The organism is Bradyrhizobium sp. (assembly GCF_049691595.1).
Taxonomy (GTDB): domain Bacteria; phylum Pseudomonadota; class Alphaproteobacteria; order Rhizobiales; family Xanthobacteraceae; genus Bradyrhizobium.
In genome coordinates this window covers 1-26,682 of the sequence record NZ_JBAVNZ010000659.1, presented here as the reverse complement: position 1 = coordinate 26,682, position 26,682 = coordinate 1, and the positions used below count along the sequence as shown (strand labels likewise).

Sequence of the window (26,682 nt, the reverse complement as noted above, 5' to 3'; positions counted from 1 at the left end):
GCATACGCGGGATGCAGATTCGGGACGTCCGCTCGCTCCCGTCTTCCCTCCCGTCAGCCATACGTCCGTTCGTCGGCGATGACCTTGCCGTCGTTGGGCAGCGAGCCCGGCGCCACCAGTTGCACCTCGCCGCGCAACTTGGTCTGCGCCGCCAGGGTTTCGGTCACACGGACCGCGAGTTGAGCATCCTGAGTCGGCGACTCGGCGCGCAAGGTCATGACATCCTGCTCGTTACCGGCGCGCGCCACCACCAGCCGCAGCCGGCCGAGTTCGGGATGGGCTTTGGCCACTTTGGCGATCTGCTCGGGATGCACGAACATGCCCTTGACCTTGGTGGTCTGATCGGCGCGGCCCATCCAGCCCTTGATGCGCATGTTGGTGCGCCCGCAGGGGCTGGTGCCCGGCAGCGCTGCGGTGAGATCGCCGAGCGCGAGACGGATCCACGCATGATGCGGGTCGAGCGAGGTGACGACGATCTCGCCGACGTCGCCCGGCGCGACCGGATCGCCGGTGCCGGGCTTCACGATTTCCAGGATCAGGTCTTCGTTGACGACCATGCCGTCGAGCGCCGGCGTCTCGAAGGCGATGATGCCGAGATCGGCGGTGCCGAACGCCTGACAGGCATCGACGCCGCGCGCCTTGATTTCATCCTGCAGCGATTTCGGAAATGCGGCGCCCGACACCAGCGCGCGCGTGATCGAGGAAACGTCGCGTCCGGCGCTGGCGGCCGCATCGAGCAGGATTTTCAGGAAATCCGGTGTGCCGCTATAGCCGACCGGGCGATAGGCCTCGATCAGCTCGAATTGGGCTTCCGTGTTGCCTGGACCGGCCGGAATCACGGCGCAGCCGAGCGCCCGCGCGGAAGCGTCGAAAATGAAGCCGCCGGGCGTGAGGTGATAGCTGAACGTATTCAGCACCACGTCGCCGGGCCGGAACCCGGCCGCGAACAGCGCCCGCGCGCCGCGCCAGGGATCGGCATGCGCAGGCTCCGGCTCGAAGATCGGGCCGGGCGAGGTGAACAGCCGCCCGAACGAGCCCGGCGGCGCCGCCACGAAGCCGCCGAAGGGCAGCGCGGCCTTGTGCAGGGCGGGGAGTTCGGACTTCCGCAGCACCGGCAGGCGGGCCAGCGCGGCCCGGTTGACGATCCCGGCGGGATCGATGCCGCGCAGGCGCTCGGCATAGGCCGGTGCCTCCATGGCCTTGCGCAGCAGGTCCGGCAGCCGGGAAAACAGCGCGGCCTCGCGCTGTTCGGGATCGCGCGTTTCAAGGGCGTCGTAATGGTCGGTCATGACTGGTCCTGCATGGTCGGGCCGATTGCGCCCCGCCTGTTACGTGATATCAGACGGCTGCGACCGGTGTTGGTGAGGCTCCAGGAAACGCAATGGCTGAAGGACAATCCGCCGCGGCTGAAGAATCGGTCGACATCGTTGCGAAACTGAAGCTTCGCATGATCGATCACGCCCTGCCGTTGTGGTCGAAGCAAGGGTGGGACCGGGCGACCGGCGGCTTCGTGGACCGGCTCGATCAGGACGGCCGCGCCGATCGTCACGCCCCCCGACGCGTTTTCGTGCAGGCCCGGCAGATCTATTGCTTCGCCAAGGCCGCGCAGATGGGCTGGTATCCCGAGGGGCGCGAGATCGCGCTGAAGGGGCTCGATCACCTGTTGACGACGGCGAAGGCCCCCGATGGCCGGCCGGGCTTTGTTCATGCGCTCGCGCCCGATGGCGCCGTCCTGGACCCGCTGCGCGACACCTATGACCACGCGTTTGTCCTGCTGGCGCTCGCCAACGTTTATGCGCTCGATCGCGATGCCCAGGTCCGTTCCGAAATCGACGCGCTGCTTGCGTTCCTGGATAGCCGGCTGCGCTCGCCGCATGGCGGCTTTCTGGAGGGGTTGCCCGCGTCGATGCCGCGCCGGCAAAATCCGCATATGCATCTGTTCGAAGCGATGATCGCCGCGTTCGAAGCCACCCATGACGCGGCGTTTCAAAATCGCGCCGGCGAATTTTTCGCCCTTTTTCTCGCCAATCTCTACGACAGGCAGAAGCATGTGCTTGGCGAATATTTCGAGGACGACTGGTCGAGGATCGAGCCGGTCCGCGTCGAGCCGGGACATCAGGCGGAATGGGTCTGGCTGTTGAAGGGCTTTGAGCGGATTACCGGCTGCCCGACCGGACGCTACCGCGCCGAACTGCTGGCGTCGGCGTTGCGATATCGCGAAGCGACGACGGGCTGCCTGATCGACGAGGGCGACGCCGATGGCAATATCAGAAGGCCGAGCCGGCGCCTGTGGCCGCAGAGCGAAATCGCCAAGGCGTGGATCGCGCAGGCCGAGGCGGGGGAGGCGGGCGCCGCGGACGAGGCCCGCGCCGCACTGTTGCGCTTGGAGCGGCATTACCTGCGACACCCCCTCCAAGGTGGCTGGTACGATCAATTCGATGGCGACGGCAAATCGCTGGTCGCTACGATCCCTGCGTCTTCGTTTTATCATGTCCTCTGCGCGGTGGTGGAAGCAGAGCAAGTGCTTGGCTGAACGCCTCAGAACGCTCACAGCCACCGCTTGCGCCGCTTGAAGCTCTTCAGGTTCTTGAAACTCCTGCGCTGGTCGCCGGCACCGCCGAGGTAGAATTCCTTGACGTCCTCATTGTCGCGCAATTCGGAGGCCGAGCCGTCGAGCACTACCTTGCCCTGCTCCATGATGTAGCCGTGGCTGGCGACCGAAAGTGCTGCGCGCGCGTTCTGCTCCACCAGCAGGATGGTGACGCCGAGATCGCGGTTGATCTCCCTGATGATCGCGAACACTTCCTTGACCAGCAGCGGCGACAGCCCCATCGACGGCTCGTCCATCAGGATCATCTTCGGCCGCGCCATCAGCGCGCGGCCGATCGCCAGCATCTGCTGCTCGCCGCCGGAGAGATAGCCGGCCAATCCCGTGCGCTCCTTCAGGCGCGGGAAATACTGGAACACCATGTCGATGTCGGCGCCGACCTCGTTGTCGCTGCGGGTGAAGGCGCCGAGCCGCAGATTTTCCAGCGACGTCATGTCGGCGATGATGCGGCGGCCTTCCATCACCTGGAAGATGCCGCGGCGCACGATCTTGTCGGGGTCGATGCCGTTGATGCGCGCGCCGTCGAAAATGATCTCGCCGCGGGTGACTTCCCCGTCCTCGGTCTTGAGCAGGCCGGAGATTGCCTTCAGCGTCGTCGACTTGCCGGCGCCATTGGCGCCGAGCAGCGCCACGATCGCACCCCGCGGCACGTCGATGCTCAACCCGCGCAGCACCAGGATGACGTTGTCGTAGACCACCTCGATATTGCGCACGCACAGCAGCGGGGCGGTCGCGGCGCCTGGCGTTGCGCGCGTTGTTTCGGCGGTTTCAGCCATGTCGCGATACCCCCTCCCTGTCATCACCCGAGAAGGCGGGTGATGACAGCCGGTGTGGAGAGCCCTGCGGAAATCCCGCTGGCTTACCAGCCGAGCCATTCGGCCTTGCGCGGCAAGTCGATGGTCTTGACCTTCTCGAGCTTGATGCCGCCATTCTTGACCAGATCGTTCAGCGGCGCATCGGTCGCGCCCGCGACTTTCATGCGGTACAGATCGACCTTGAGCGTGCCGCGATGGTCCTTTTCAGTCCATGTCGAGGCATTGCAGACGCCGTCCATGCCCGCCGGAACCCAGTCGGCTTTCTGGTAGAAGCCTTTCTTGACGTTCTCGCCGGTCGCGCCGCCGTTCTTGGCGGCCCACTCGACGGCTTCCTTCATGTAGAGCGCGGTGCAAACGCCGGCGATATAGTGCACCGGCCGATAGGCAGTCCCGGCTGCATCCGACATCCTGGATATCTCCATCACGGTCTTCATGCCAGGTGCGTTGCCGCCCCAGGCCACCGCGGTGCGCAACGGAAACACCACGCCGTCGGCGGCGGCGCCGGCGGCCTTGGCGCCATTCTCGTCCATGCCCCAGACATTGCCGAGGAACTGCACGTCGACGCCGGCGGTCTTGCAGGCATTGAGCACGGAGATGTTGGAGCCCGCGGTATTGCCGAGATAGGCGTAATTGGCGCCGGAGCTTTTCAGCGTCAGGCACTGCGCGCTGTAGTCGCCGGGCGTCAATGCGAACACGATCGGCGGCAGCACCTCGAAGCCGAGTTCGGCCGCAATCGCTTCGCCCGCCGCCTTGGGCGCGTTCGGGTAGGGATGGTTGGCCCCCATATGAGCGAATTTAGGCTTGCCGGGCTTGCCCTTCGCCTTCCAGTCGTCGGCGGCCCAGGTCAACATGCCGCGAAGCGCATCCGAATAGCTCGGGCCATAGAAGAAGTTGTAGGGCGCCGGCTTGGCCTTGCCGCCCGCGCCGGTCGGATCGGAAAGCGCCGCGGCGTACGAGGCCGAAATATCCGGGATCTTGTCTTCCGCCAGGAAGCCGGTGAGGGCTTCGGTGTCCGCGGTACCCCATCCGAGAATGGCCGCCACCTTGTCGGTGCCCGACCATTTCTTGTACTGCGCAATCGCGCGCGGCACCTGGTAGCCATAGTCAACCGTGTCGACGTTGACCTTGACGCCGTTGATGCCGCCGTTCTTGTTGATCCAGGCATAGGTGTCCGCGACACCCTGACCGAAAGGCGTTCCAACGTCCGAGGTGGGCCCCGAATAATCGGCAAGATGTCCAAGCGCGATCTGGGCCTGGGCCGTCCCCGCGATGCCACCGAGCAGCAATGCCAGCCCGGCCGTACTCAACAAGGTTTTCATTGTCATAGGCTTCATCCTCCGGTTTCCACTCGAGGTCTTCTTAAAGTCCGTCCCGTTCCGACCTCAATGCGAGAACGGGTAGAGTTTCCAGTAGGCCTTGATCTGTCGCCACCGGTGCGCAAGTCCGTCCGGCTCAAAAACCAGAAAGGCGATGATGATGACGCCGATGGACATCTCGCGCAAGAACGCGATGTTGTTCTTCAGCCCCAGCATCGCATCGATCGGGCTGCCGCGCAGCGCGACACTGAGCCATTCCATCGATTCCGGCAGCAGCACCATGAAGGCGGTGCCCATCAGCGTGCCCATGATGGAGCCGAGGCCGCCGATAATGATCATGGCAAGGAAGATGATCGAGCGATCGATACCGAAACCTTCGTTGGATACCACCTGATTGTAATGCGCATAGAGCGCGCCGCCGACACCGGCGAAGAAGGCCGCGAGCCCGAACGACAGCGTGCGATACTTGGTAAGGTTGATGCCCATGATCTCGGCGGACAGATAGTGATCGCGCACCGCGACCAGCGCCCGCCCGTCGCGCGAACGCATCATGTTGGTCACCAGCAGATAGCTGACGACGACATAGGCCAGGACGACATAGAAGTATTTCTTGTCGCCGCGCAACGAATAGCCAAAAATCGAGAACGGTTCGGCGCTGGCGGGCACGCTGCCGCCGGTGAACCACTCGGCGCGGGCAAAGAAATCGAGCAGGACATATTGCGCAGCCAGGGTGGCGATCGCGAGATAAAGTCCCTTGAGGCGCGCGGCAGGCAGCCCGAAAATCAGTCCGACGCCCGCGGTGACGATGCCGGCGAGCGGAATACAGAAGAACACCGGTATTCCGAAACGGTTGGACAGATAGGCCGACGTGAACGCTCCAAAGCCGAAGAAGGCGGCATGACCGATCGAGATCTGGCCGGTGAAGCCAACGACAATGTTGAGGCCGAGTGCTGCGATGCCGAAGATGCCGATCTGAATCAGCAGGCTGAGGCTGTATTCGTTCAAGAGGTGCGGCGCAAGGCAGATCAGGACGATGCCGACAATCATCGCGTGGCGGCCGGTCCTGGTCGGGAACACGGTGGTGTCCGCCGCATAGCTGGTGCGGAAATCGCCGGCGGGAATGAGGCTCGGGCCTGCCATGGTTTAGATCCGCTCGATATCTTTGGTGCCGAACAGGCCGTATGGCTTGATCATCAGGATCACGATCAGCACGTAGAACGGGGCGATTTCATAGAGATTGCCCCAGTGCAGGTATTCGCTGTCGAGAAAGTGCGCGAGGTTTTCCAAAAGGCCGATAATGATGCCGCCGAGCACGGCGCCGCCGACGCTGTCGAGGCCGCCGAGGATCGCCGCCGGAAACACCTTGACGCCGTAGGCCGAAAGCCCCGCCGAGACGCCATTGACCACGGCCACCACCACGCCGGCGACCGCCGAGACGGTCGCGGAGATGGCCCACGCCATGGCGAAAACGCTCTTGACGGAGATGCCGAGCGATTGCGCCACCTGCTGGTTGAATGCGGTGGCGCGCATGGCAAGGCCATATTTCGAAAAACGGAAGAACCACGCCATCCCCGCCATCATGGCGAGCGAGACCGCCAGACTCATCAGATAGACGGTTTGAACCTGAAGCCCGAGGATGTTGACGTTGTGGGTGGTGAAGATGCGCGGAAACGGCTGAAGATTGACGCCGAAGATCCATTTCATCAGCGCGGCGAACACGGTGGAAAGGGCGATCGTCACCATGATCACCGAGATGATCGGTTCACCGATCATCGGACGCAGGATCACCACCTGGACGGCGATGCCGAACAGGAACATGAACACGAGCGTAATGGGCATGCCGAGATAGAACGGGATTTGGTATCTGGTCAGCAGCCACCAGCAAACCCAGGCGCCGATCAGCAGCAATTCGCCTTGCGCGAAATTCACCACCTGGGTCGCCTTGTAGATCAGCACAAACGACATCGCGACCACGCCATACAGCGTGCCAACCACGAGGCCGTTGACCAGTAATTGAATGAGGAGCTGGGTGTTCATGCGGGTTCGGGTGGTGATAACTTCTCCCCGCTTGCGGCCGCAAGCGGGGAGAGGTGAAAGAACGGCGGTGCTGCCCTAACCTCGCCCCGCTTGCGGGGAGAGGTCGGCGTGCGACGCGCGCCGGGTGAGGGGGGCTCTCCGCGGGTACTGAACGAAATTTGGCTCATTCCGCGGCCTCCGCGGTCGCCGTCGCGCGCCCGAGGTCGACCACCCCAAGCGTGGTGCGGATGCGCTGGGTGGTGCCGTCCTGGAAGCGGATCACGGTGTCGACCGGAATGTCGCGCCTGCCGCGATAGATCCCGTCGATAATATCGGCGTATTTTTCGTTGATGACACTGCGCCGGACTTTTCGCGTGCGGGTCAGTTCGCCGTCGTCGGCGTCGAGCTCCTTGTAGAGCAGGAGGAAGCGGGAGATGCGCTGCGCCGGCGGCAGCGTCGTGTTGACGGTTTCGACCTCCTTGCGCAACAGCGCGTAGACTTCGGGCCGCGAGGCGAGGTCGGTGTAGGTGGTGAACGAAATCCGGTTCTTCTCCGCCCATTTCGAGATGATCGAGTAGCGGATGCAGATCATCGCCGCCAGCGCGTCGCGGCCGGCGCCGAGCACCACGGCTTCGGCGATGTAGGGCGAGAATTTCAGCTTGTTTTCGATATATTGCGGCGAAAAGCGGTCGCCGCGCGCGGTTTCGGCGAGATCCTTGATGCGGTCGATCACCACGAGCTGCTTGTTGTCGTTGAAATAACCGGCGTCGCCCGATTGCATCCAGCCGTCCTTGACGTCGGCGGCGGAAGCTTCCGGGTTCTTGTAATAGCCGAGGAACATGTTGGGGTGACGCACCACGATCTCGCCGACGCCATTGATGTCGGGATCGTCGATGCGGATTTCGATCGTGTCGGCCATGGCGACCCCGGTAGTGTCGGGATCGACCTTGTCGATCGGATGCAGCGTATAGGCCCCCAGCAACTCGGTCTGGCCATACAGCGTCCGCAGCGGCACGCCCATCGCCTGGAAGAACTTGAACGTATCGGGGCCGAGCGCGGCGCCGCCGGTCGCGGCCGAACGCAACCGCGTGAAGCCCAGCCGGTCGCGCAGCGCGCGGAACAAGAGCGTGTCGGCAAGCACCGAATGCCTGCCCTGCGCCAGCGCGGCGAGGCCGGTCTTCATGCCGAGGTCGTAGAGCTTTTGCTTGAGCGGCGAGGAATCCATCATGCCCGCGCGCACGTCGGCGGCGATCGATTCCCAGACCCTGGGCGCGAACAGCACGAAGGTCGGCGCGATCTCGCGGAAATCGTGCATCATGGTTTCGGGCTCTTCGACGAAGTTGATCTTCATCCGGCACAATAGCCCTTTGCCGAGCACGTAAACCTGCTCCATGATCCAGGGCAGCGGCAGCACCGAGACATATTCGTCATCCGGCCCTTTCGGATCGAACGCGAGATAGGCCGCGCAATGCTTCAGTACGCGGCCGGCCGCGAGCATGGCGAGCTTCGGATGGGCCGTGGTGCCTGACGTGGTGCAGAGGATGGCGATGTCCTCGCCGCGGGTCGCATCGACGAGCCTGTCGTAGAGGCCAGGCTCGCGCGCGGCACGATCGTTCCCCATCGCCACGAGCTTGCGTGCGTCCATCAGGCGGGGATCGTCATATTTCCGCATGCCACGCGGATCGGAATAAACGATGTGCCTGAGGTTCGGCGCGCGATCGGCCAACGCCAGCAGCTTGTCGACCTGCTCCTCGTCCTCGGCAAACACCAGTTTGGCTTCGCCATAGCTCAGCAGATAGGCCGCTTCCTCGTCCAGCACGTCGCGGTAAAGCCCGAGGCTCATGCCGCCGATCGCATGGGTGGCGATTTCGGCCGCGACCCAGTCCGGCCGGTTGTCGCCGATGATGCCGATGACGTCGCCGCGGCCGAGGCCCAGTTCGATCATGCCGAGCGCGAAATCGCGCACGCGCGCCTGGTAGTCGGTCCAGGTGAAGACGCGCCACAGTCCGAGGTCCTTTTCGCGCAGCGCGATCGCGCCGCCATGTTCCCTGGCGTTGAGACGCAACAGCTTGGGATAGGTGTCGGCTTGCGCGACGCGGCCGGCGTAATCCATCATGCCGCGCTCTCCGCGGGCGCCGGCGTGTCGTCGGGATCGACCAACGCCTCGTCTTCCTCGCCAAGATAGGCGCGCTTGACATGGGGATCGGCGAGGATGGTGGCCGGATCGCCTTCCGCGATCTTGCGGCCGAAATCCAGCACCATGACGCGATGGGAGATGTCCATCACCACCCCCATGTCGTGCTCGATCATCATGACCGTCATGCCGAACTCTTCGTTGAGATCGACGATATAGCGCGCCATGTCCTCCTTCTCTTCGAAGTTCATGCCGGCCATCGGCTCGTCGAGCAGGATCAGTTGCGGCTCCAGCGCCATGGCGCGCGCGAGCTCGACGCGCTTGCGCAGGCCGAACGGCAGCGTGCCGGCGGTCGCCTTGCGCACCGACTGCAGGTCGAGGAAGTCGATGATCTCCTCGACCTTGCGGCGGTGTTCGAGCTCCTCGCGCCGCGCGCCGGTCAGCCAGTACACCGATCCCGTGATGAAATTGTTCTTCAAAAGGTGGTGCCGCCCGACCATGATGTTGTCGAGCACGCTCATATGATGGAACAGCGCCAGATTCTGGAAGGTACGGCCGATGCCCAGCCGGGGCCGGGCGTTGGGATTGAGTCCGGTGATGTCCTTGTTGCGATAGAACAGCTGGCCCTCGGTCGGCTTGTAGCGGCCCGAGATGCAATTGATGATCGAGGTCTTGCCGGCGCCGTTTGGCCCGATGATCGAGAACAACTCGCCGTCATTGACGCCAAAGCTGACTTCGGTCAGCGCACGCACGCCACCAAAGCGCAGCGACACCCCGCGCACTTCCAAAGTGTAAGCCACTGATCCCTCCAGATACGGCGCTTGACGCGCTCTTTATCTATCGTTCGCAATCACGATATTGATCCTATATCGGCCGCCACTGCTAGGCCATCCGACTAATGATGCCTTGTGCCGAGGAAAACTCGACACCTTCGCCGGACATCCGGCGTACAACCTTATCCTTGGCGCCATCCGCTGATCCGGTGTGGCCGTCAGCAACGCGAGGTGGCCCTCCATGGGGGAAAGCGATACGCTGGAAATGTCTTTTGCCCGGCAATGGTCAGCAAATTAGCCGGCTCGCGGCTCTCGGCGACTGGCCTAGGCCCGGACCAAGCCGCGCAAAATCCAGATCCAGGGGTCAATCATCGGCGCTCCGGATGGGGCGCCTAAAAGCCTGATTCCAAACGACTTTGGCATTGGACTTGGCGCCCGGCCCGGTGCTATGGCCTGCGCCGCGTGCGTGAGGCCTCTTGCGTTACCCGGTTCAGCCGGGCGAATTGGGGGCGCGATGGGCTTTCGCCCGCCCGGCGGCCGCCTGGCGCGGTTTGGAGTTGCCCGGCGGGCGTGGGTGCGATCCGGTGCCCGCGGGCAGCGCCGGCGCGGTGTTGGAGTGAATATGGCAATACAGGATCCAAAACGGCGCGTTGCGCTGATTACCGGCGTCACCGGCCAGGACGGCGCCTATCTCGCCGAGTATCTGCTTGGCCTTGGTTACACGGTGCACGGCATCAAGCGGCGGTCGTCGTCGTTCAACACCGCGCGTGTCGATCACCTCTACCGGGATCCCCACCTCGGCAATGTGCCGTTCCTGCTGCATTACGGCGACATGACCGATTCAACCAATTTGATCCGGTTGATGCAGCAGATCAGGCCGACCGAGATCTATAATCTCGCGGCGCAGAGCCATGTCGGCGTGAGTTTTGAAAGCCCGGAATATACCGCGAATGCCGACGCCATTGGCGTGCTGCGCCTGTTGGAAGCGATCCGGATTCTCGGGATGGAACGGGAGACGCGATTCTACCAGGCCTCGACGTCGGAGCTTTACGGGCTGGTTCAGGAAGTGCCGCAAAAGGAGACCACGCCGTTCTATCCGCGCTCGCCCTATGGCGTCGCCAAGCTCTATGGCTACTGGATCACCGTGAACTACCGCGAAGCCTATGGCATCTATGCCTCCAACGGAATCCTGTTCAATCACGAAAGCCCGATCCGCGGCGAGACCTTCGTGACCCGCAAGATCACGCGCGGCGTTGCCCGCATCGAAGCCGGGCTTGAAGACACGCTTTATCTCGGAAATCTCGAGGCCAAGCGCGACTGGGGCCATGCCAGGGATTACGTCGAAGGCATGCACAGGATTTTGCAGGCGGATGCACCCGACGATTTCGTGCTGGCGACCGGCGAGACCCGCTCGGTGCGCGAATTCGTCGAGCTGGCGTTCGCCGAAGTCGGCCGCGGCATCGAGTGGCGCGGCAAGGGGGTCGAGGAAACCGGCGTCGACAGAAAATCCGGCAAGACCGTCGTGCGCATCGATCCGAGCTATTTTCGCCCGACCGAAGTCGATCTCCTGATCGGCGACGCCACCAAGGCGCATCAAAAGCTCGGCTGGAAGCCGAAAACCACGTTCGCCGAGCTTGTCAAGGAGATGGTGGCAGGCGATATCGCCATGGCCAAGCGCGAGGTGGCCAGTGGCACGAATCCCGTTTGATCTGAAAGGCAAGACGGTCTTTGTCGCCGGCCATCGCGGGATGGTCGGCTCCGCACTGGTGCGCCGGCTGGAACGGGAGAATGTCGAGCTGTTGACGGCGAAACGCACCGAAGTCGATCTGCGGGATCAATCCGCCGTCAACAAATGGTTCGCCGACAAGCGGCCGCAGGTGGTTTTTCTGGCAGCCGCCAAGGTCGGCGGCATCGCCGCCAACAACACGCTGCGCGGCGAGTTCATCTACGACAATTTGATCGTGGCAACCAATGTGATCCATGCCGCGCATGTCCGCGGCACCGAGAAGCTGATGTTCCTCGGCTCGTCCTGCATCTATCCGAAACTGGCGCCGCAGCCGCTGTGCGAAGATTCGCTGCTGACGGGGCCGCTGGAGCCGACCAACGAGCCGTATGCGATCGCCAAGATCGCCGGCCTGAAACTGGTCGAAGCCTATCGCAGCCAGTATGGCTCCGACTTCATCAGCGTGATGCCGACCAATCTCTACGGCCGCGGCGACAATTATCATCCGCAATACAGCCACGTGGTCGCCGCGCTGATCCGCCGGTTTCACGAGGCGAGAACCTCCGGCGCCGCCAATGTCGTGGTCTGGGGCACCGGGACGCCGCGCCGGGAATTTTTGTTCGTCGACGATCTCGCCGACGCCTGCATCCATTTGATAAAGATCTACTCCAGCCACGAACTGGTCAACATCGGCACCGGCGAGGACATCACGATCGCCGAATTCGCCCGCGTGGTCGCTTCGACCGTCGGCTACGCCGGCGAGATCAGCTTCGATACCTCCAAGCCCGACGGTACGCCGCGCAAGCTGCTCGACGTCAGCCGCCTCGCCAAACTCGGCTGGCGCGCGAAAACGACGCTGGAAGACGGAATCAAGCTGGCCTATCAGGCATTCCTGCGGGAGTCGAAATAGCCGGCCGGCCGTGGCGATGGTTACGGGCAGCCCTTGATCGTCTTGATGGCGGCCCTGGCCTCGGCTCTGGTCTCGAAAGGGCCGCCGTCGATGACATGGTAGACCGGCTTGTCGGTCGTAACAATGCATCTTCTCGCCGCAGCATTCCAGTCGACGTAAAACGGGCTGACCGCATATACGACCTTGTCGTCGGCCTGGCACCCGATACGCAGGTCGTTGTAGATGCAGGAGGGCTTGCGCGCGGCGATGGCACCATCGAGGCCAAGACCCTGTGCGCTGCCAGCCTCCGGACAAGCCAAACCGATCGCGAGATGAGCGAGCACGCCCAGCACCAGGAGCTTTTTCATGTTGCACCTCGGCTGGATGCGCCATCGATCCCCGCCGTCGTCGTCATGCCAGAACTTGCCGGTCAGCCGCGACAGGCATTTGTCACAGCCAAACCCGGCGACGATCAGGCCGGCTTTTCCCGCGGCGAACAGGGAGAAAGCCAGTACCGCATGCCCCAGCACCCGGTGGGGCTGCGAGGCGTGGAGCTTATCGGCGAATTCGGACGAGACGACAATCGCCATCACGACGCCGAACACGACCGTCGCCAATGAGCCAAGCGCCAACACCGGCCGGTTCCAGCGCCCGGGAACGCGCGGCGCTCCGGAGCAGAGCAACTCGACCGGCCTGCAAAGCGGGCAACTACCGAGGGGCTCGAGCGAGTTATGCATGCGCAAGCCCGGCTCATGAAGTTGTCGATTGGTTGCCGATGAGAAGACATCGATCGGCGTCGTGCGGACCCAGAGGGCTCGGGCAGAATACTCGTAAAGGCGCCTGTTTTACGGCGGATGCGGTTCGAGTTTGCCGCTGGCCCGCCACGAACTGACCGAATTCAAGTGGAAGATAATCCGGCCGCTGCGAGCGTTGCTTCAACAGATTGAATCAGTTCAGGCGCATCGCAACACGTGATGGCCGCGACGCCCTGAACCACCTCGCAAATGGTCAAAATTGCAGTTGTCCGCCCATCGATCGGGTTGATGGGTCAGCTGCCTAGTTCGGCGGAGGCAGTGGCGAATAATTGGATATGCTGCTGCAGGATTCGTCGATCGCCGCTCTCGCGCGGTCTGCCGGACGGAGCTGCCGGCGCCTGAGGCGCGAGCGAAGGCCTCCGCCGATCGCCGCGTAAAATTTCAGCGCATCCAGCACGAATTGCCGCAGCGGACGGTCCTCATATTGGTTGTCGGGCACGCCATAGGCGGCTGGCCTTTTCGTTCCGGTGTACCAGGTGCCGAACACATGATCCCACAACGGACAACTGCTGAAATGCAGATCGCGGTGTTCGTCCTCGACCGAATGATGAACCTGGTGAACCCGGGGCGACAGGAAAATCCAGGATCCGATCCAGCCATAGGTCCACGGAAGGTGACTGTGAGCCAAAAGGTCGACCGTCGTTCCCACCACAAGATAGATAAGGAGAATCTGGTCGGACACTTTGAAAAAAAGCAGCGGCGAAACGACGCTCAGAAAGTTGAGGATGACCGGCTCGACGGGGTGCTGCCTGAACACGGTGATCAGGTTCAGTTCGGTGGCGGCGTGGTGAAAGCGGTGCAGGTGCCATAAATACCGGGTGTGCATCAGGCGATGCCCCCAGTAGCTGAAAAATGTCGTCAGCAGCCAGTAGACACCAAATCCCGCGGCGAGGGGCAGCACGCCTTCGGCCGGCAGCGCGATCCGGGACCAGCCGTATTGAGAGATGATCCAGTTGACCACCCGGCCGGATTCCACCGATATGCCAAACGTCAGGATGATCGACATGATATCGGCGAAGCCCGTCATCAGGACGCCGAAAAAGACGGCATCGACAATGGCGGAGCGGCGCCGTGCGAACAAAAGCCGGAATACGCTCGAGTTACGCCAACCCACGAGCACGGCTTCGAGCCCGAGGCCCGCCGCGCAGATCAGCACGATTTCCAGCTTTTGGCCGGTGAAGGCCGTCTCGACGCGGCGGCCGACAAAGCCCAGGATGGCCCGAACGCCATCGCGGGCGTGGGAAGGCGCCAGCCAGCCGACGACGCAGGCGATCAAGACGATCGCCAGCACCACCGCTGCGGCGGCTTTGCGCTTTCCAGTCTGCACGTTTGGTCCGAGCCCCTGCCAGGATTGCCGCGTTCATTACAGGAAACCGCAGGCAGCCGCTAGGGGGAGGCGGTTGATCACAGCGGGCGGCGTGGTCGGATGCCGTGGGTTGGGGGCGGCGCCGCCGTTGTTCTATGTATGCGAGGAGCCGCCAACGATCTGGTTCTGGTCGCCTCGGGTTTAATTCTAGCGTCAGATCAGCCGGGCTAAAAAAAGCGGCTGCTCGCCGATCCCCCGGGTGGAATTGCGTCTCCGCTTTCGATGCGAAGACCCGCTGCCGTGAAATTTCAGACGAAGACGTGGAATTCGGTGTAGTCCGGGCCGGAGAGCACCTTGCCGTCATAGGCAATGACAAAGAGATCGTCCGACGTGCCTGCCGCGCCCGCGACGAACGTCGTCTGCGCGAGCTGAGCTGCGATAATCTTGTAGGGCGTTCCTGCCGCCACCGCCGTGCCATTGACCGCGAAGTGGCCGCTGTTGGCGGCGGGCGTGTTGTCGAACAGATAATAGGACAGCGCATCGCCGTCGGCGTCGGTCGCGCTGAACAGGCTGGAAGCCGCGATCGTTTGTCCCGCCGTCGCCGCCACATTGGCCGAGGGCACCGTGAGCACCGGGGTGTGGTTGATGGGTGCGGCGACGTTGATATGGAATTCGCTGTAATTGCCGCCACCCGAGAAGGCCTTGCCGTCGTAGGCAATCACCAACAGATCGTCGGAGACGGCCGCAGCCCCCGCCACAAACGTGGTCTGGGCGAGCTGCGCTGCGGTGATCGCATAAGGCGTTCCCGCCGCGACAGTAGCCCCATTGACCGCGAAGTGGCCGCTGTTGGCAGCCGGGGTATTGTCGAACAGGTAGTAGGTCAGGGCATCGCCATCGAGGTCGGTCGCGCTGAACAGGCTTGAGGCCGCGATCGTCTGTCCCGCGGCCGCCGCCACATTGGCCGAAGGCACCGTCAGCACCGGGGCGTGGTTGGTGGCGCCGGCGACGTTGACATGGAATTCGGTGTAGTCGGGGCCGGAGAGGGCCTTGCCATCATAGGCGATCACCAACAGATCGTCGGAGACGCCCGCGGCTCCCGCGACGAATGTGGTCTGCGCCAGCTGTGCCGCGGTGATCGCATAAGGCGTTCCCGCCGCGACAGTGGCCCCATTGACCACGAAGTGGCCGCTGTTGGCAGCCGGGGTGTTGTCAAACAGGTAATAGGTCAGCGCATCGCCATCGGCGTCAGTCGCGCTGAACAGGCTGGAAGCCGCGATCGTCTGCCCCGCGGTTGCCGCTACATTGGCTGACGGCACCGTCAGCACCGGGGCGTGATTGGTGGGTGTGGCGACGTTGACATGGAATTCGCTGTAATTGCCGCCACCCGAGAAGGCCTTGCCGTCGTAGGCAATCACCAACAGATCGTCGGAGACGCCCGCGGCCCCCGCGACAAATGTCGTCTGTGCGAGTTGCGCGGCGGTTATCTTGTAAGGCGTACCTGCCGCGACCGTCGTGCCATTGACCGCGAAGTGGCCGCTGTTGGCGGCGGGCGTGTTGTCGAACAGATAATAGGACAGCGCATCGCCGTCGGCGTCGGTGGCGCTGAACAGGCTGGAAGCCGCGATCGTTTGTCCCGCGGTCGCCGCCACATTGGCTGACGGCACCGTCAGCACCGGCGGTGTGTTGGGCGCAAGCGATGGGCTGGCAACGGTCATATCGGCGAACTGGAAGTTCTCCGCGCCGGTGACGGTATCGGTGCCGTCCGGCGAGCCGGTGCGTTGATCGACCAGGGTGAAGGTCTGCGTAGCGGCGTTGTAGGTGATCAGATAATTGGCCCGGTTGCCGCTGAATACCGCGGTGTCGTTGCCGGAGCCGCCGATCAGCGTATCGTTTCCGCCGCCGCCGATCAGCACGTCGTCGCCGCCACCGCCGTTCAGCACGTTGGCGATCGCGTTGCCGGTCAGGCTGTCGCCGGCCGAACCGCCAATAGCATTCTCGATGTAGGAGCGGGGATCGTTGCTGAACAAATAGGCGTTGAAAATATTGCCCTGCGCGTAATGGCCGTTTCCAAGATAGGCCAGCTGCACCGATGAGGTGATCGACGACGCGCCCGGGTTGAGATTGATCGTCACCCCTGTCGTGTAGTTCGACAGGTCATAGGTATCGATGCCGTTGCCGTCCCAGACCGTTTCGAATATGCGGTTGGCTGAGCCGCCGGCGCCTCCGCCGGGCGCCATTTGCGCGACGCCATTGATGAACTCCTTTCCGGTGGTCGGGCTCCAAGAGTAGACGGTATTCTCGCTATGGGTGGAATAGTTCGCGCCGTAAAGCGCCTGCAGCGCCAGGATGTCGTTCGCCATGTAGGTTTGCGGAAAACCATAGGCTTCGTTGGTATAACCGGTGAGCGGGCCACCGACATAGCTGCGATAGCTCATGACGGTGAATTCGGAATCGTCATGCGCGGCCGGTACCGCGACATTGGCGACACCGCCGGTTTCCTGGCTGTGCTTGAGGCCAAAGGCGTGACCGAGTTCATGCAGCGCGGTCGCGAAATAGTAGTTGCCGAGCGAGGCCAGCGAGTAGTTGTAGGCTGTGCCGAACCAGATATCGCCGCCGGCCGGGACGTTCCCCGGATAATAGGCGTAGGAGGTCGGATTGGCGGCGGGGGACTGCGCCACCATGATGTCGGCTCCATTCGTTCCCGCGAACTGGAGGGTGGCATTGGTGTAGCTCGAGATCAGCGCGATGGCGTAGTTGATTGCCTGCTGCATCTGGACTGGCGCGGACGCAAAGCCGGCGGTGGTCGGCTCGCCGCTGCCGCCATAGGCCGCGGCGTAGTCGCTCGGCAAATCCGGAAAGCTGTACGTGATGATGCCGGACCATTTCGTTCCGCCCAGCAGGCCGTCGATTTCCGCGTTGTTTGTTTGGGTTACAGATACGGCGGTAGCCAAATTGACCTCTCCGGGATGCCTTGCCGCAGCCTGATTCGGGAACTAGGTCCAGCTTATCTTGAGAATGATAGCTTTAGCTTAACTTGAACAAGACGGGCTTCCCGGTACCTGTAACACTTTATCAATAGTGATTCGCAGGCGCCGGGGGACGGAACCCGCCGGTGATTCGGGGACGGCGGCGATGATAGGGCCGAAGGTCGCAGGCGAGAACCGGTACAAGCGTTTTGCCGTCGGGGCGCTCGTTGCCATAATGCTGCTGTTCCATCCGGATCATCTCCTTTGGGAAGGAAACCTGATGATGACCAAGATTGTCGCCGCGGATGACGCCCCGAACGCTCAGCGCGACCGCAGCGTTCCGCCCGCCCGCGACCCTGCGCTTGCGGTTGCGGAAGAATATCAGCTGGCGCGCCAGAAGGGCACCGCCGAGGCGCTCGAACTGTTCATCGCCCGACACGGCGACGACTCGCTCGCGGCAAAGGCGCGCGCCGACCTGCAGCGGTTGTCGCGTTGACGGCCGCCGCCGCCCCGATGGTGCAACGCGCCCCCGTCTCGACAAATGCGCACGAATGAAGCAGTTTCGACAGCTCGATCGAGCTGCAGCGGCCGAAGACCCGGCTAGCCGCGCCGCGTGTTGTTGAGAAGTCATGGGCCGGCAGGCGCGGGATGTCTGAATCGACTTTGACGAAAAAAGAACTGGCCGCGCTTGTTCTGGCCGAAATCCGCAACCATGGCGGTTGCGAGGGCGTGCATGACGTCGTGATCGTGGAAACAAAGAATCCGCGATCGGTTTCCAACTGGGAGATTTGCATCATCGCCGCCGACAGCGGAGATCCGTCGACCGTTCAGCGTGCGGGAGCCGAAGTCCAGCAGCGGCTTCAGCCGCTTTACCGGTTGCCGTAACCCGGTCCGCGTGATCAACGCGCGCCGGCCGCCATGCGCGGCGCCTTGCCGGCGAGCGCCGCTGATATGGCCGATATCAGCGGCTTCATGAAGTAAGCATCGTTGGCCGGCGAGATGTCGGTTCGCAGACCAAAGGATCTGAGTTCATCGGAAACCACCGGCCCGACCGAGGCGATCGGCGTCTGCGCGAGGCCCGCCCGCAGCCGCGCCTCGCATCGATGTGCCTGCGCGACCTCCATCAACCGCCGGACCTGGCCCGAACTCGTCAGCGCGATCGCATCGACGCGGCTCGCCGCCATCTCGTCGATGGCGGTGACGATATTGGCATCCGCCTCCTGCGCGTCGTAGACATAAGGCAGCACGCAATCGACGTCGGCGCCCTGTGCCTTGATCGCGCCGATCAGGACGCTGTGATCCCGGTCCGGATAGAGCTGCAGGCCGAGGCGATGGTCGCGGAGATCGACGCGCGAAAGCATCTCGACGATGCCTTCCGATGTCGGCTTCGCCGTCGTCATCTGCGGCTCGAGCCCGATCTCGCGCAGCGCCCGGCCGGGTTTCGGACCGCGCGCGAATTTGCGCGCCTTGCCAAGCGCTGCGACGAATTGCGGCTCGACGCCGAGGCGCCGCACGACCTTCATCAGGCGGCGGAGGCCTTCGCCGGTCATCAGCATCAGATCGTCGAAAGGCGCCTCGATCAGCCGCCCGATCCAGGCCTCGACCGGCGCCGGGTCGGGCGCGTCATGGATCGCGAACATCGGACATCGCAGCACGTCCGCGCCCTGTTCGGCCAGCAGGCGGGAAAACTGCGCTTCCTCGCGCGTTTCCAGGATCAGGATGCGGTAGCCGCTCAGCCTGTCAGCCATGATCTGGTTCCAACGCGGACCGCCCGCGCTTTGGTGATCTTCACCCCGGTTTCGGGATTGGCGCAAGCACGTTCGCGGTGATAGAGCAGGGCCGATCTATTTGACGGGAAGGCTTGCGGCGAGGGTGCGAACGATGGCCTTCGGCAGTTCGATGCCCGACAGTTTCCAGCCGCCGCCTTCGAAGTGCAGATTGATCGCCGCATAATTTTCGGGATCGGAATTGTCGCTCACGCGAATGCCGAGCAGCACCGGCTGGATCAAATTGACGCGTCCGAGCAGCGACAGCCAGTTCGCAGTCTGGAGGTCGGTCAATGCCGGCAACCCCTCGAACGATGGCACGCCCGGCGTGACGTCCAGCTTGCCGGTCTTGAGCATCTGCGTCAAATTGTCGGCGGTGAGCATCTTGGCGACCATCGCGTCGGCAATCGTCGCGCCGTAGGTATTGATCAGCATCTTTTCCATGGGGCTGACGCGGCGCGTCGCTCCGATGCGTTCGAGATAGGCGCCGACGATCTGGTTCGCCAGCGAACGGTTGAGCGCCATGACGTCGGTGCGTTCGAGCACCCTGGCACCATCGCCGGCGCGCGCGGCGGAAGCAAGCGCGGACAGCGAAGTGGCCGCCGATCCAAGATAGATCGCGATAGCAACGACGAGAGCAACAACCGTGCCGAGGAACCAGCGCATCCGAAAAATCCCGTTCCCGCGGCATGCGATGCCGCGACCAGCCGGGCGACCATAATCGCCGTGCATGTTGATTTGAATGTCGTGGAGTGTCACCAAACGGTGAAGCGGCTGTTTGCCACGCCGGACAACGCGATGCCAGCGGCGATTTTGTGTCGATAATCCGGCATTCGGATGCACCCGGGAGCACCGGGCCATCAGGTGCAAGCGAGATCAATCAGCGAACGGGATCCAGCGACACCGGCGTGGATTTGGGCTCCTCGCCGCGTTCCGACGCGGGCATCACGCGCTTCCTCTCCCGTTCCTTCATGAACTCGTCGTATGCGGCGGTGCCGGGACGGGGCGGAGCATCGGCGGGAACGCCGCCGGCCCAGGCCGGGATCGCGTCGCTTACCCCGGCCGCGATGGTCCCGTTGATCGTTCCGCATCCGCCCAACGCGCAGCCTGCAAGCAGGGCTGCGGCGATCATGGAGATATGGCGGGCGCTGATCGGCATCGGCAGGGCGCTACAACCTTGTCCTGTACAGAGCTGATGGATTTGCGGCACCTTGCGGCGACGCGCTTCGTCAGCCGATCCTGATCCCCTTAAAAGGGCAAATTTGGCTTATCTGGTGGCGTTAGGTATCATGATGTTCCGGATGGCAGAAGACCGATGGTCGGCCGGCTGGGGGCTGGGGCTGGTGTTGCAAGGGGCGGGATCTGGCCGGAACACCCCCCTGGTCCGATTGACAACAGGACGCCAGAGGAGGCCATGTCGCCGCGCGACACGGCCGAAAAATCTGGGCTATGGTGAGGCAACGGCCGGTGACCTGGTTCGAGGCACACGACCGATCAGGGGAGGGGATGTTCATGTTCATTCGAAGTCAAATGCTGCTGGCCGCAAGCGCCGTCGCCGCTTCGGGCGCGCTTGCCCTGACGCCGGTTCAGGCGCAGGACGCGGTCAGGGTTGGCCTGATCCTGCCGATGACCGGCGGCCAGGCATCGACCGGCAAGCAGATCGACAACGCCGTCAAGCTCTATATGCAGCAGAACGGCGATACCGTCGCCGGCAGGAAGATCGAGATCATTCTCAGGGACGACGCCGCGGTTCCCGACAATACCAAGCGCCTCGCGCAGGAACTGATCGTCAATGACAAGGTCAGTTTCATCGCCGGCTTCGGCGTGACGCCGGCAGCGCTTGCCGCGGCGCCGCTGGCGACGCAGGCCAAGGTTCCCGAAATCGTGATGGCGGCCGGCACCTCGATCATCACCGAGCGCTCGCCCTATATCGTGCGCACCAGTTTTACCCTCGCGCAATCCTCCACCATCATCGGCGACTGGGCCGCCAGGAACGGCATCAAGAAGGTCGCGACCCTGACCTCCGACTACGCCCCCGGCAACGACGCGCTGACCTTCTTCAAGCAGAATTTCACCGCCGGCGGCGGCGAGATCGTCGAAGAGGTCAAGGTGCCGCTGGCCAATCCGGACTTCGCACCGTTCCTGCAGCGGATGAAGGATTCCAGGCCGGATGCCATGTTCGTGTTCGTGCCGGCGGGCCAGGGCGGCAACTTCATGAAGCAATATGCCGAGCGCGGGCTCGACAAAACGGGCATCAAGGTGATCGGTCCCGGCGACGTCATGGACGACGATCTCCTCAACGGCATGGGCGATGCGGCGCTCGGCGCCGTGACCGCGCATCACTATTCCGCGGCCCATCCGTCAGCGATGAACAGGGATTTCGTCGCCGCCTACAAGAAGGCGTTCGGCAACCGTCCGGGTTTCATGGCGGTGAGCGGCTATGACGGCATCCGCCTGATCTATGAGGCGCTGAAAAAGACCGGCGGCAACACCGACGGCGATGCGCTGGTGGAGGCGATGAAGGGGATGAAGTGGGAAAGCCCGCGCGGCCCGATCATGATCGACCCGGAAACCCGCGACATCGTGCAGAACATCTACATCCGCAAGGTCGAGAAGGTCGGCGGCGAGCTCTACAACGTCGAATTCGCGACCTTCGAGGCCGTCAAGGACGCCGGCAAGACCAGGAAGTGACGACGAGGTCGTCATTCCGGGGCGCGAGCCCTGGCTCGCGAACCCGGAATCTCGAAATTGTCGCGCGAGATTCCGGGTTCAGCGCTGCGCGCTGCCCCGGAATGACGGCCTCGAAGGGTTCTCGGGCTTTCCCCAAATGACCACGCTGTTCACCATCCTGTTCGACGGCATCGCCTACGGCATGCTGCTGTTCGTGCTGGCCTGCGGGCTCGCGGTGACGCTCGGGCTGATGAATTTCGTCAATCTCGCCCATGGCGCCTTCGCCATGGCCGGCGGTTATGTCTGCGCGGTTCTCGTCAACAAATCCGGCTGGCCGTTTTTCGCAGGCCTGCCGCTTGCCTTTGTCGCCACCGCCCTGATCGGCGCGGTGCTGGAACGCGCGCTGTACCGTCACCTCTACGCGCGAAGTCATCTCGATCAGGTGCTGTTCTCGGTCGGCCTCGTGTTCATGTCGGTGGCGGCGGTCGATTACATCATGGGATCGTCGCGGATCTTCATCAAATTGCCGGCGGCGCTCGAAGGCCAGTTCGACTTTTTCGGCGTCGGCATCGGCCGCTACCGGCTGATGATCGTCGCGATCTGCGGCCTGCTCACGGTGGCGCTGCAGCTCGTTCTGGCGCGCACGCGCTTCGGCAGCCGCCTGCGCGCGGCGGTGGACGATCCGCGCGCGGCGAGCGGCCTTGGCATCAACGTGCCGCGGGTGTTCGCGCTCACCTTTGCGTTCGGTTGCGGCCTCGCCGGACTCGGCGGCGCGCTCAGCGCCGAAATCCTCGGGCTCGATCCGTATTTTCCGCTGAAATTCATGATCTACTTCCTGATCGTGGTGACGGTCGGCGGCTCCTCCAGCATCACCGGGCCGTTTCTCGCCTCGCTTCTGCTCGGCATCGGCGACGTCGCCGGCAAATATTACGTGCCGAAAATGGGGCCGTTCGTGATCTATACCATCATGATCGTGATCCTGATCTGGCGTCCGAACGGCCTGTTCGGCCGCACCGCCGCGCGCTGAGCTTGTGATGACCGCGCTTGCCGACGTCTCATCGCATGCCATCAGCCGCGCCCGCTGGCGCGCCGGCGAGATCGCGTTCTGGATTCTGGCGTTGGCTTGCGCGTTCCTGTTCCCCTCGCGCTACCTGATCATGACCGACATCGTGCGGCTGGCGCTGTTTGCGCTGTCGCTCGACCTGATCCTGGGTTACGCCGGCATCGTCTCGCTCGGGCACGCCGCGTTCTTCGGCGTCGGCGCCTATTCCGCGGGGCTGATGGCGCTGCATGGCGTGATCGGCGAGCCGGTCATCGCGCTGGTCGCGGCCGGTCTTGTCGCCATGGCTCTCGGCTTCCTCACCAGTTTTCTGGTCATCCGCGGCGTCGATCTCACCCGGCTGATGGTGACGCTCGGCATCGCCTTGCTGCTGGAAGCGCTGGCGGAACGCTTCTCCGATATCACCGGCGGCACTGACGGGCTGCAGGGCATCGAGATCGCGCCGCTGCTCGGCTGGTTTGCCTTCGACATGTTCGGCAAGACCGGCTTCTTCTATTCCCTGACCGTCCTGTTCGCGCTGTTCCTGCTGGCGCGGCGGATCGTCCATTCGCCGTTCGGCCTGTCGCTGCGCGCGATCCGCAACAATCCGCTGCGGGCGGCGGCGGTCGGCGTTCCCGTCAGCCGTCGCCTGATCGCAGCCTACACGCTGGCCGCGTTCTATGCCGGCATCGCCGGCGCCCTGTTCACCCAGACCACGGCGCTTGCTTCGCTGGATGTGTTCTCGTTCGAGCGTTCCGCCGATCTGATGCTGGTGCTCGTGCTCGGCGGCACCGGCTATCTCTATGGCGGTTTGATCGGCGCGGTGGTGTTCAAGATGTTGCAGGAGTTGTTCTCGACCATCACGCCGCAATACTGGCAGTTCTGGATCGGCCTCGTGCTGGTCGTGATCGTGCTGGTCGGACGCGTGCGCCTGCATCGTTGGGTGCTGTGGCTTCCCAACCTCGTCATCCGGCAATTGACCGGACGCAAGGTTGCCGTTCCCGAAAGCGACGCGCCATGACGATCGCGCTGGAAACGAGCGGGCTGGAAAAATCATTCGGCGGGCTCAGGGTCACACGCGATCTGTCGCTTAAGGTCGAGCAGGGCGCTCGCCACGCCCTGATCGGGCCGAACGGCGCCGGCAAGACCACCGTCATCAATCTCCTGACCGGCGTGCTCAAGCCCAATGCCGGGCGCATCTTGCTTGAAGGCAACGACATCACCGACTTGCCGGTTCATACGCGGGTGCTGCGCGGACTGTCGCGGACCTTCCAGATCAATCAGCTCTATGCCGAGCTGACGCCGCTCGAGACCATCGGCCTTGCCGTCTCCGAACGGCTCGGCCGCGGCGGCGACTGGTGGCGGCGGATGGGCTCGCGGGACGACGTCAACCGCGAGATTGCGGAGAATCTCGCCCGCTTTCATCTGCTCGACGTGATGAACGCGCCGACTGCGACGCTGCCCTATGGCAAGCAGCGCCTGCTCGAGATCGCAGTGGCGATCGCGACCAGGCCGCGCGTGCTGCTGCTCGACGAGCCGGCCGCCGGCGTCCCCGAAAGCGAGCGCCACGACATTCTGGCCGCGGTCGCAGCCCTGCCGCGGGATGTCACGGTGCTGTTGATCGAGCACGACATGGATCTGGTGTTCTCGTTCGCCGACCGCATTTCGGTGCTGGTCAACGGCGCGATGCTGGTGGAAGGCCCGCCGGACGCGGTGGCGCGCGATCCCCGGGTCAAGGCGGTCTATCTCGGCGAGGCCACCGATGCCTGATCTTCTAGCCATTCAGAGCCTGCGCGCCGGTTATGGCGAAGCCGTGGTGCTGCCGGGCCTGTCGCTGACGCTTGGCGAGGGCGAGGCGCTGGCGCTGCTCGGCCGCAACGGCACTGGCAAGACCACGCTGATCAATTCGATCGTCGGCATCACCCGTCGTTTCGGCGGCACGCTCGCGCTTGGCGGGCGCGATATCACCGCGATGCGGCCGGACCAGCGGGCGCGGGCCGGGATCGGCTGGGTGCCGCAGGAGCGCAATATCTTCCGCTCGCTGACCGTCGAGGAAAACATGACGGCGGTGGCGCAGCCCGGGCCGTGGACGGTCGAGAAGGTCTACGCGATGTTTCCGCGGCTGAAGGAGCGGCGCGGCAATTTCGGCAACCAGCTCTCCGGCGGCGAGCAGCAGATGCTGGCGATCGGCCGCGCGCTGACATTGAACCCGAAGGTGCTGCTGCTGGACGAGCCGACCGAGGGGCTGGCGCCGATCATCGTCGAGGAGTTGCTGCGGGCGCTCGGCACCATCACCCGTGCCGGCGGCATCTGCTCGATCATCGTCGAGCAGAACGCGCAAAAGATTCTGGGGCTGGCCGACCGCGTTGTGATATTGGAGCGCGGCGCGATCGTGCACGACGCGGCCAGCGCCGCCCTGAAGGCCGATCCCGCGGCGCTGGAACGCTATCTCGGCGTCTCCGCCGCCGCGGCACACTGATTTCCTGGAGTTGAGATCATGCAAAGAACAAAACCCCCTTTCCGCGCCGACGAGGTCGGCAGCCTGTTGCGGCCGCCGCGCATCAGGCAAGCGCGCGCCAGACTGGAGAAGGGCGAGATCGCGGCCGAAGATCTGCGCAAGGTTGAAGACATGGAAATCGAGAAGGTCGTGCACAGGCAGGCCTCGATCGGCCTGAGGCTTGCGACCGACGGCGAATTCCGCCGCTCCTGGTGGCATTTCGATTTTCTCGCGAAACTGACGGGCTGCGAACTGTTCCATCCCGACCAGGGCATCCAGTTCGCGGGGGTAGAGACCCGGCATGACGCCGTCCGCGTGATCGGCAAGCTCGACTTCCCCGCCGATCATCCGATGCTGGATCATTTTCGCTTCCTGAAAAAACAATGCGACACAGCCCATGTCATGCCGAAGATGACGATTCCCTCGCCGGCGGTGCTGCATTTCCGCGGCGGCCGCAGGGCGATCTCGAAGGCGGTCTATACCGACCTCGACGCCTTCTACGAGGATCTCGGCAAGACCTACCGCAAGGCGGTGAAGGCGTTCTATGACGCCGGATGCCGCTATCTGCAGTTCGACGACACGGTGTGGGCCTATCTCTGCTCGCCGGACGAACTGAACAAGGCCCGCGAGCGCGGCGATGATCCCGACGGGTTGCAGGAAATCTATGCCCGCATCATCAACTACGCGATATCGGAACGGCCGTCCGACATGGTGATCACCACGCATGTCTGCCGCGGCAATTTCCGTTCCACCTGGATTTCCTCCGGCGGCTACGAGCCGGTGGCGGAGACCATGCTGGCCGGAACAAATTACGACGGCTATTTCCTGGAATATGATTCCGACCGCGCCGGCGGCTTCGAGCCGCTGCGGTACTTGCCGAAGGGCAACAAGATCGTGGTGGTCGGCGTCATCACCTCGAAATTCGGCGAGCTCGAAAGCAAGGACGACATCAAGCGGCGGCTGGAGGAGGCGGCCAAATTCGCCCCGCTCGATCAGCTCGCGGTGTCGCCGCAATGCGGCTTCGCCTCGACCGAGGAAGGCAACATCCTGTCCGAGGAAGAGCAGTGGGCCAAGCTGAAGCTCGCGGTCGATGTCGCCAACGAGGTGTGGGGGAAATAGGTCCACCGTCATTGCGAGCCAGCGGTCGCGCGAATGCGCGACCAGTTCGTCATTGCGAGCCACCGGGTCGCGCGAATGCGCGCCCGATGACAGGCTCCGCGAAGCAATCCATCGAGCCGCGCAAAAGGAGAGAATGGATTGCTTCCGCCGTCGCTCGCTGAGCTACGTCGGACAAGTCGTCGCAAGTGCTGCTCGCAATGACGTGGCGGGGCCGGATTCCACTTTGTAGC

Annotated in this window: 24 protein-coding genes; 11 read left to right on the top strand and 13 right to left on the bottom strand. The window is 63.6% G+C overall.

Going from position 1 to position 26,682, the window contains the following annotated elements; all coding sequences use genetic code 11:
- Nucleotides 1–53: 53 nt before the first annotated feature.
- Nucleotides 54–1,289 carry a phenylacetate--CoA ligase family protein gene (locus WCE35_RS26495; RefSeq protein WP_424596268.1) on the bottom strand — a complete coding sequence of 412 codons (1,236 nt, stop codon included), beginning with the start codon at nucleotides 1,287–1,289 and terminating at the stop codon, nucleotides 54–56.
- Nucleotides 1,290–1,381: 92 nt separating this feature from the next.
- Here WCE35_RS26495 and WCE35_RS26490 point away from each other — a divergent pair, with 92 nt between their 5' ends.
- Nucleotides 1,382–2,533 carry an AGE family epimerase/isomerase gene (locus tag WCE35_RS26490; RefSeq protein WP_424596267.1) on the top strand — a complete coding sequence of 384 codons (1,152 nt, stop codon included), beginning with the start codon at nucleotides 1,382–1,384 and terminating at the stop codon, nucleotides 2,531–2,533.
- A 14-nt stretch (nucleotides 2,534–2,547) separates the two neighbouring features.
- On the opposite strand, the gene WCE35_RS26485 is transcribed toward WCE35_RS26490, so the two are convergent.
- The 6 genes from WCE35_RS26485 to WCE35_RS26460 form a co-directional block, all read right to left on the bottom strand.
- Nucleotides 2,548–3,384 (bottom strand): ABC transporter ATP-binding protein, encoded by an 837-nt coding sequence (locus WCE35_RS26485; RefSeq protein ID WP_424596266.1) that lies wholly within the window; start codon nucleotides 3,382–3,384, stop codon nucleotides 2,548–2,550.
- Between the two features lie 83 nt (nucleotides 3,385–3,467).
- Nucleotides 3,468–4,748: an ABC transporter substrate-binding protein gene (locus WCE35_RS26480; protein ID WP_424596265.1), complete on the bottom strand. Its 1,281-nt coding sequence runs from the start codon at nucleotides 4,746–4,748 to the stop codon at nucleotides 3,468–3,470.
- Nucleotides 4,749–4,805: 57 nt separating this feature from the next.
- Nucleotides 4,806–5,879, bottom strand: a complete 1,074-nt coding sequence (locus WCE35_RS26475; RefSeq protein ID WP_424596264.1) for a branched-chain amino acid ABC transporter permease — start codon at nucleotides 5,877–5,879, stop codon at nucleotides 4,806–4,808.
- 3 nt (nucleotides 5,880–5,882) lie between these two features.
- Nucleotides 5,883–6,776, bottom strand: a complete 894-nt coding sequence (locus WCE35_RS26470) for a branched-chain amino acid ABC transporter permease (protein ID WP_424596263.1) — start codon at nucleotides 6,774–6,776, stop codon at nucleotides 5,883–5,885.
- Between the two features lie 163 nt (nucleotides 6,777–6,939).
- The gene (locus WCE35_RS26465) at nucleotides 6,940–8,871 is read right to left on the bottom strand and encodes a long-chain fatty acid--CoA ligase (protein WP_424596262.1); all 1,932 of its coding nucleotides are present in this window, start codon (nucleotides 8,869–8,871) and stop codon (nucleotides 6,940–6,942) included.
- A complete protein-coding gene (locus WCE35_RS26460; protein ID WP_424596261.1) occupies nucleotides 8,868–9,689 on the bottom strand; it encodes an ABC transporter ATP-binding protein in 822 nt (273 codons plus the stop codon). The genes WCE35_RS26465 and WCE35_RS26460 overlap by 4 nt, the downstream gene beginning before the upstream one ends.
- Nucleotides 9,690–10,284: 595 nt before the next feature.
- On the opposite strand from WCE35_RS26460, the gene gmd reads away from it, so the two are divergent.
- The gene (gene gmd / locus WCE35_RS26455; protein ID WP_424596260.1) at nucleotides 10,285–11,370 is read left to right on the top strand and encodes a GDP-mannose 4,6-dehydratase; all 1,086 of its coding nucleotides are present in this window, start codon (nucleotides 10,285–10,287) and stop codon (nucleotides 11,368–11,370) included.
- Nucleotides 11,351–12,295, top strand: a complete 945-nt coding sequence (fcl, locus tag WCE35_RS26450) for a GDP-L-fucose synthase (RefSeq protein WP_424596259.1) — start codon at nucleotides 11,351–11,353, stop codon at nucleotides 12,293–12,295. Before gmd ends, fcl begins: the two co-directional genes overlap by 20 nt.
- 20 nt (nucleotides 12,296–12,315) lie before the next feature.
- Here the strand turns inward: fcl and WCE35_RS26445 are convergent, their stop codons facing one another.
- The 3 genes from WCE35_RS26445 to WCE35_RS26435 form a co-directional block, all read right to left on the bottom strand.
- The gene (locus WCE35_RS26445; RefSeq protein ID WP_424596258.1) at nucleotides 12,316–12,909 is read right to left on the bottom strand and encodes a hypothetical protein; all 594 of its coding nucleotides are present in this window, start codon (nucleotides 12,907–12,909) and stop codon (nucleotides 12,316–12,318) included.
- Nucleotides 12,910–13,330: 421 nt separating this feature from the next.
- Nucleotides 13,331–14,416, bottom strand: coding sequence for a sterol desaturase family protein (locus tag WCE35_RS26440; RefSeq protein ID WP_424596257.1), 1,086 nt, complete (start codon nucleotides 14,414–14,416; stop codon nucleotides 13,331–13,333).
- Nucleotides 14,417–14,703: 287 nt separating this feature from the next.
- Nucleotides 14,704–17,346, bottom strand: coding sequence for a M10 family metallopeptidase C-terminal domain-containing protein (locus tag WCE35_RS26435; RefSeq protein ID WP_424596256.1), 2,643 nt, complete (start codon nucleotides 17,344–17,346; stop codon nucleotides 14,704–14,706).
- 298 nt (nucleotides 17,347–17,644) lie between these two features.
- Here WCE35_RS26435 and WCE35_RS26430 point away from each other — a divergent pair, with 298 nt between their 5' ends.
- Nucleotides 17,645–17,857 carry a hypothetical protein gene (locus WCE35_RS26430; RefSeq protein WP_424596255.1) on the top strand — a complete coding sequence of 71 codons (213 nt, stop codon included), beginning with the start codon at nucleotides 17,645–17,647 and terminating at the stop codon, nucleotides 17,855–17,857.
- 152 nt (nucleotides 17,858–18,009) lie between these two features.
- Nucleotides 18,010–18,246, top strand: a complete 237-nt coding sequence (locus WCE35_RS26425; protein ID WP_424596254.1) for a hypothetical protein — start codon at nucleotides 18,010–18,012, stop codon at nucleotides 18,244–18,246.
- A 14-nt stretch (nucleotides 18,247–18,260) separates the two neighbouring features.
- Here WCE35_RS26425 and WCE35_RS26420 read toward each other — a convergent pair whose 3' ends face one another.
- From WCE35_RS26420 to WCE35_RS26410, 3 genes are all read right to left on the bottom strand, one after another.
- Nucleotides 18,261–19,109: a uroporphyrinogen-III synthase gene (locus WCE35_RS26420; protein ID WP_424596253.1), complete on the bottom strand. Its 849-nt coding sequence runs from the start codon at nucleotides 19,107–19,109 to the stop codon at nucleotides 18,261–18,263.
- A gap of 96 nt (nucleotides 19,110–19,205) precedes the next feature.
- Nucleotides 19,206–19,793: a DUF2939 domain-containing protein gene (locus WCE35_RS26415; protein WP_424596252.1), complete on the bottom strand. Its 588-nt coding sequence runs from the start codon at nucleotides 19,791–19,793 to the stop codon at nucleotides 19,206–19,208.
- A 214-nt stretch (nucleotides 19,794–20,007) separates the two neighbouring features.
- The gene (locus tag WCE35_RS26410; RefSeq protein WP_424596251.1) at nucleotides 20,008–20,286 is read right to left on the bottom strand and encodes a hypothetical protein; all 279 of its coding nucleotides are present in this window, start codon (nucleotides 20,284–20,286) and stop codon (nucleotides 20,008–20,010) included.
- Between the two features lie 353 nt (nucleotides 20,287–20,639).
- Here WCE35_RS26410 and WCE35_RS26405 point away from each other — a divergent pair, with 353 nt between their 5' ends.
- From WCE35_RS26405 to WCE35_RS26380, 6 genes are all read left to right on the top strand, one after another.
- Entirely contained in the window at nucleotides 20,640–21,818 is a 1,179-nt protein-coding gene (locus WCE35_RS26405) for an ABC transporter substrate-binding protein (protein WP_424596250.1), read from the top strand.
- Between the two features lie 136 nt (nucleotides 21,819–21,954).
- Nucleotides 21,955–22,824, top strand: a complete 870-nt coding sequence (locus tag WCE35_RS26400; protein ID WP_424596249.1) for a branched-chain amino acid ABC transporter permease — start codon at nucleotides 21,955–21,957, stop codon at nucleotides 22,822–22,824.
- A 7-nt stretch (nucleotides 22,825–22,831) separates the two neighbouring features.
- A complete protein-coding gene (locus WCE35_RS26395; RefSeq protein WP_424596248.1) occupies nucleotides 22,832–23,857 on the top strand; it encodes a branched-chain amino acid ABC transporter permease in 1,026 nt (341 codons plus the stop codon).
- Nucleotides 23,854–24,606 carry an ABC transporter ATP-binding protein gene (locus WCE35_RS26390; protein WP_424596247.1) on the top strand — a complete coding sequence of 251 codons (753 nt, stop codon included), beginning with the start codon at nucleotides 23,854–23,856 and terminating at the stop codon, nucleotides 24,604–24,606. Before WCE35_RS26395 ends, WCE35_RS26390 begins: the two co-directional genes overlap by 4 nt.
- Complete coding sequence (locus tag WCE35_RS26385; RefSeq protein WP_424596246.1) at nucleotides 24,599–25,315, top strand: ABC transporter ATP-binding protein; 717 nt, start codon at nucleotides 24,599–24,601, stop codon at nucleotides 25,313–25,315. The genes WCE35_RS26390 and WCE35_RS26385 overlap by 8 nt, the downstream gene beginning before the upstream one ends.
- 18 nt (nucleotides 25,316–25,333) lie before the next feature.
- The gene (locus WCE35_RS26380) at nucleotides 25,334–26,452 is read left to right on the top strand and encodes a cobalamin-independent methionine synthase II family protein (protein WP_424596245.1); all 1,119 of its coding nucleotides are present in this window, start codon (nucleotides 25,334–25,336) and stop codon (nucleotides 26,450–26,452) included.
- Nucleotides 26,453–26,682: the final 230 nt, after the last annotated feature.

Coding starts and splice junctions, on each gene's coding strand:
- WCE35_RS26405 (WP_424596250.1), top strand. CDS start 20,640: ATGTTCATTCGAAGTCAAATGCTGCTGGCCGCAAGCGCCGTCGCCGCT.
- WCE35_RS26400 (WP_424596249.1), top strand. CDS start 21,955: ATGACCACGCTGTTCACCATCCTGTTCGACGGCATCGCCTACGGCATG.
- WCE35_RS26430 (WP_424596255.1), top strand. CDS start 17,645: ATGACCAAGATTGTCGCCGCGGATGACGCCCCGAACGCTCAGCGCGAC.
- WCE35_RS26415 (WP_424596252.1), bottom strand. CDS start 19,793: ATGCGCTGGTTCCTCGGCACGGTTGTTGCTCTCGTCGTTGCTATCGCG.
- WCE35_RS26380 (WP_424596245.1), top strand. CDS start 25,334: ATGCAAAGAACAAAACCCCCTTTCCGCGCCGACGAGGTCGGCAGCCTG.
- WCE35_RS26495 (WP_424596268.1), bottom strand. CDS start 1,289: ATGACCGACCATTACGACGCCCTTGAAACGCGCGATCCCGAACAGCGC.
- WCE35_RS26420 (WP_424596253.1), bottom strand. CDS start 19,109: ATGGCTGACAGGCTGAGCGGCTACCGCATCCTGATCCTGGAAACGCGC.
- gmd (WP_424596260.1), top strand. CDS start 10,285: ATGGCAATACAGGATCCAAAACGGCGCGTTGCGCTGATTACCGGCGTC.
- WCE35_RS26425 (WP_424596254.1), top strand. CDS start 18,010: ATGTCTGAATCGACTTTGACGAAAAAAGAACTGGCCGCGCTTGTTCTG.
- WCE35_RS26410 (WP_424596251.1), bottom strand. CDS start 20,286: ATGCCGATCAGCGCCCGCCATATCTCCATGATCGCCGCAGCCCTGCTT.
- WCE35_RS26475 (WP_424596264.1), bottom strand. CDS start 5,879: ATGGCAGGCCCGAGCCTCATTCCCGCCGGCGATTTCCGCACCAGCTAT.
- WCE35_RS26485 (WP_424596266.1), bottom strand. CDS start 3,384: ATGGCTGAAACCGCCGAAACAACGCGCGCAACGCCAGGCGCCGCGACC.
- WCE35_RS26395 (WP_424596248.1), top strand. CDS start 22,832: ATGACCGCGCTTGCCGACGTCTCATCGCATGCCATCAGCCGCGCCCGC.
- WCE35_RS26385 (WP_424596246.1), top strand. CDS start 24,599: ATGCCTGATCTTCTAGCCATTCAGAGCCTGCGCGCCGGTTATGGCGAA.
- WCE35_RS26390 (WP_424596247.1), top strand. CDS start 23,854: ATGACGATCGCGCTGGAAACGAGCGGGCTGGAAAAATCATTCGGCGGG.
- WCE35_RS26465 (WP_424596262.1), bottom strand. CDS start 8,871: ATGATGGATTACGCCGGCCGCGTCGCGCAAGCCGACACCTATCCCAAG.
- WCE35_RS26480 (WP_424596265.1), bottom strand. CDS start 4,748: ATGACAATGAAAACCTTGTTGAGTACGGCCGGGCTGGCATTGCTGCTC.
- WCE35_RS26490 (WP_424596267.1), top strand. CDS start 1,382: ATGGCTGAAGGACAATCCGCCGCGGCTGAAGAATCGGTCGACATCGTT.
- WCE35_RS26470 (WP_424596263.1), bottom strand. CDS start 6,776: ATGAACACCCAGCTCCTCATTCAATTACTGGTCAACGGCCTCGTGGTT.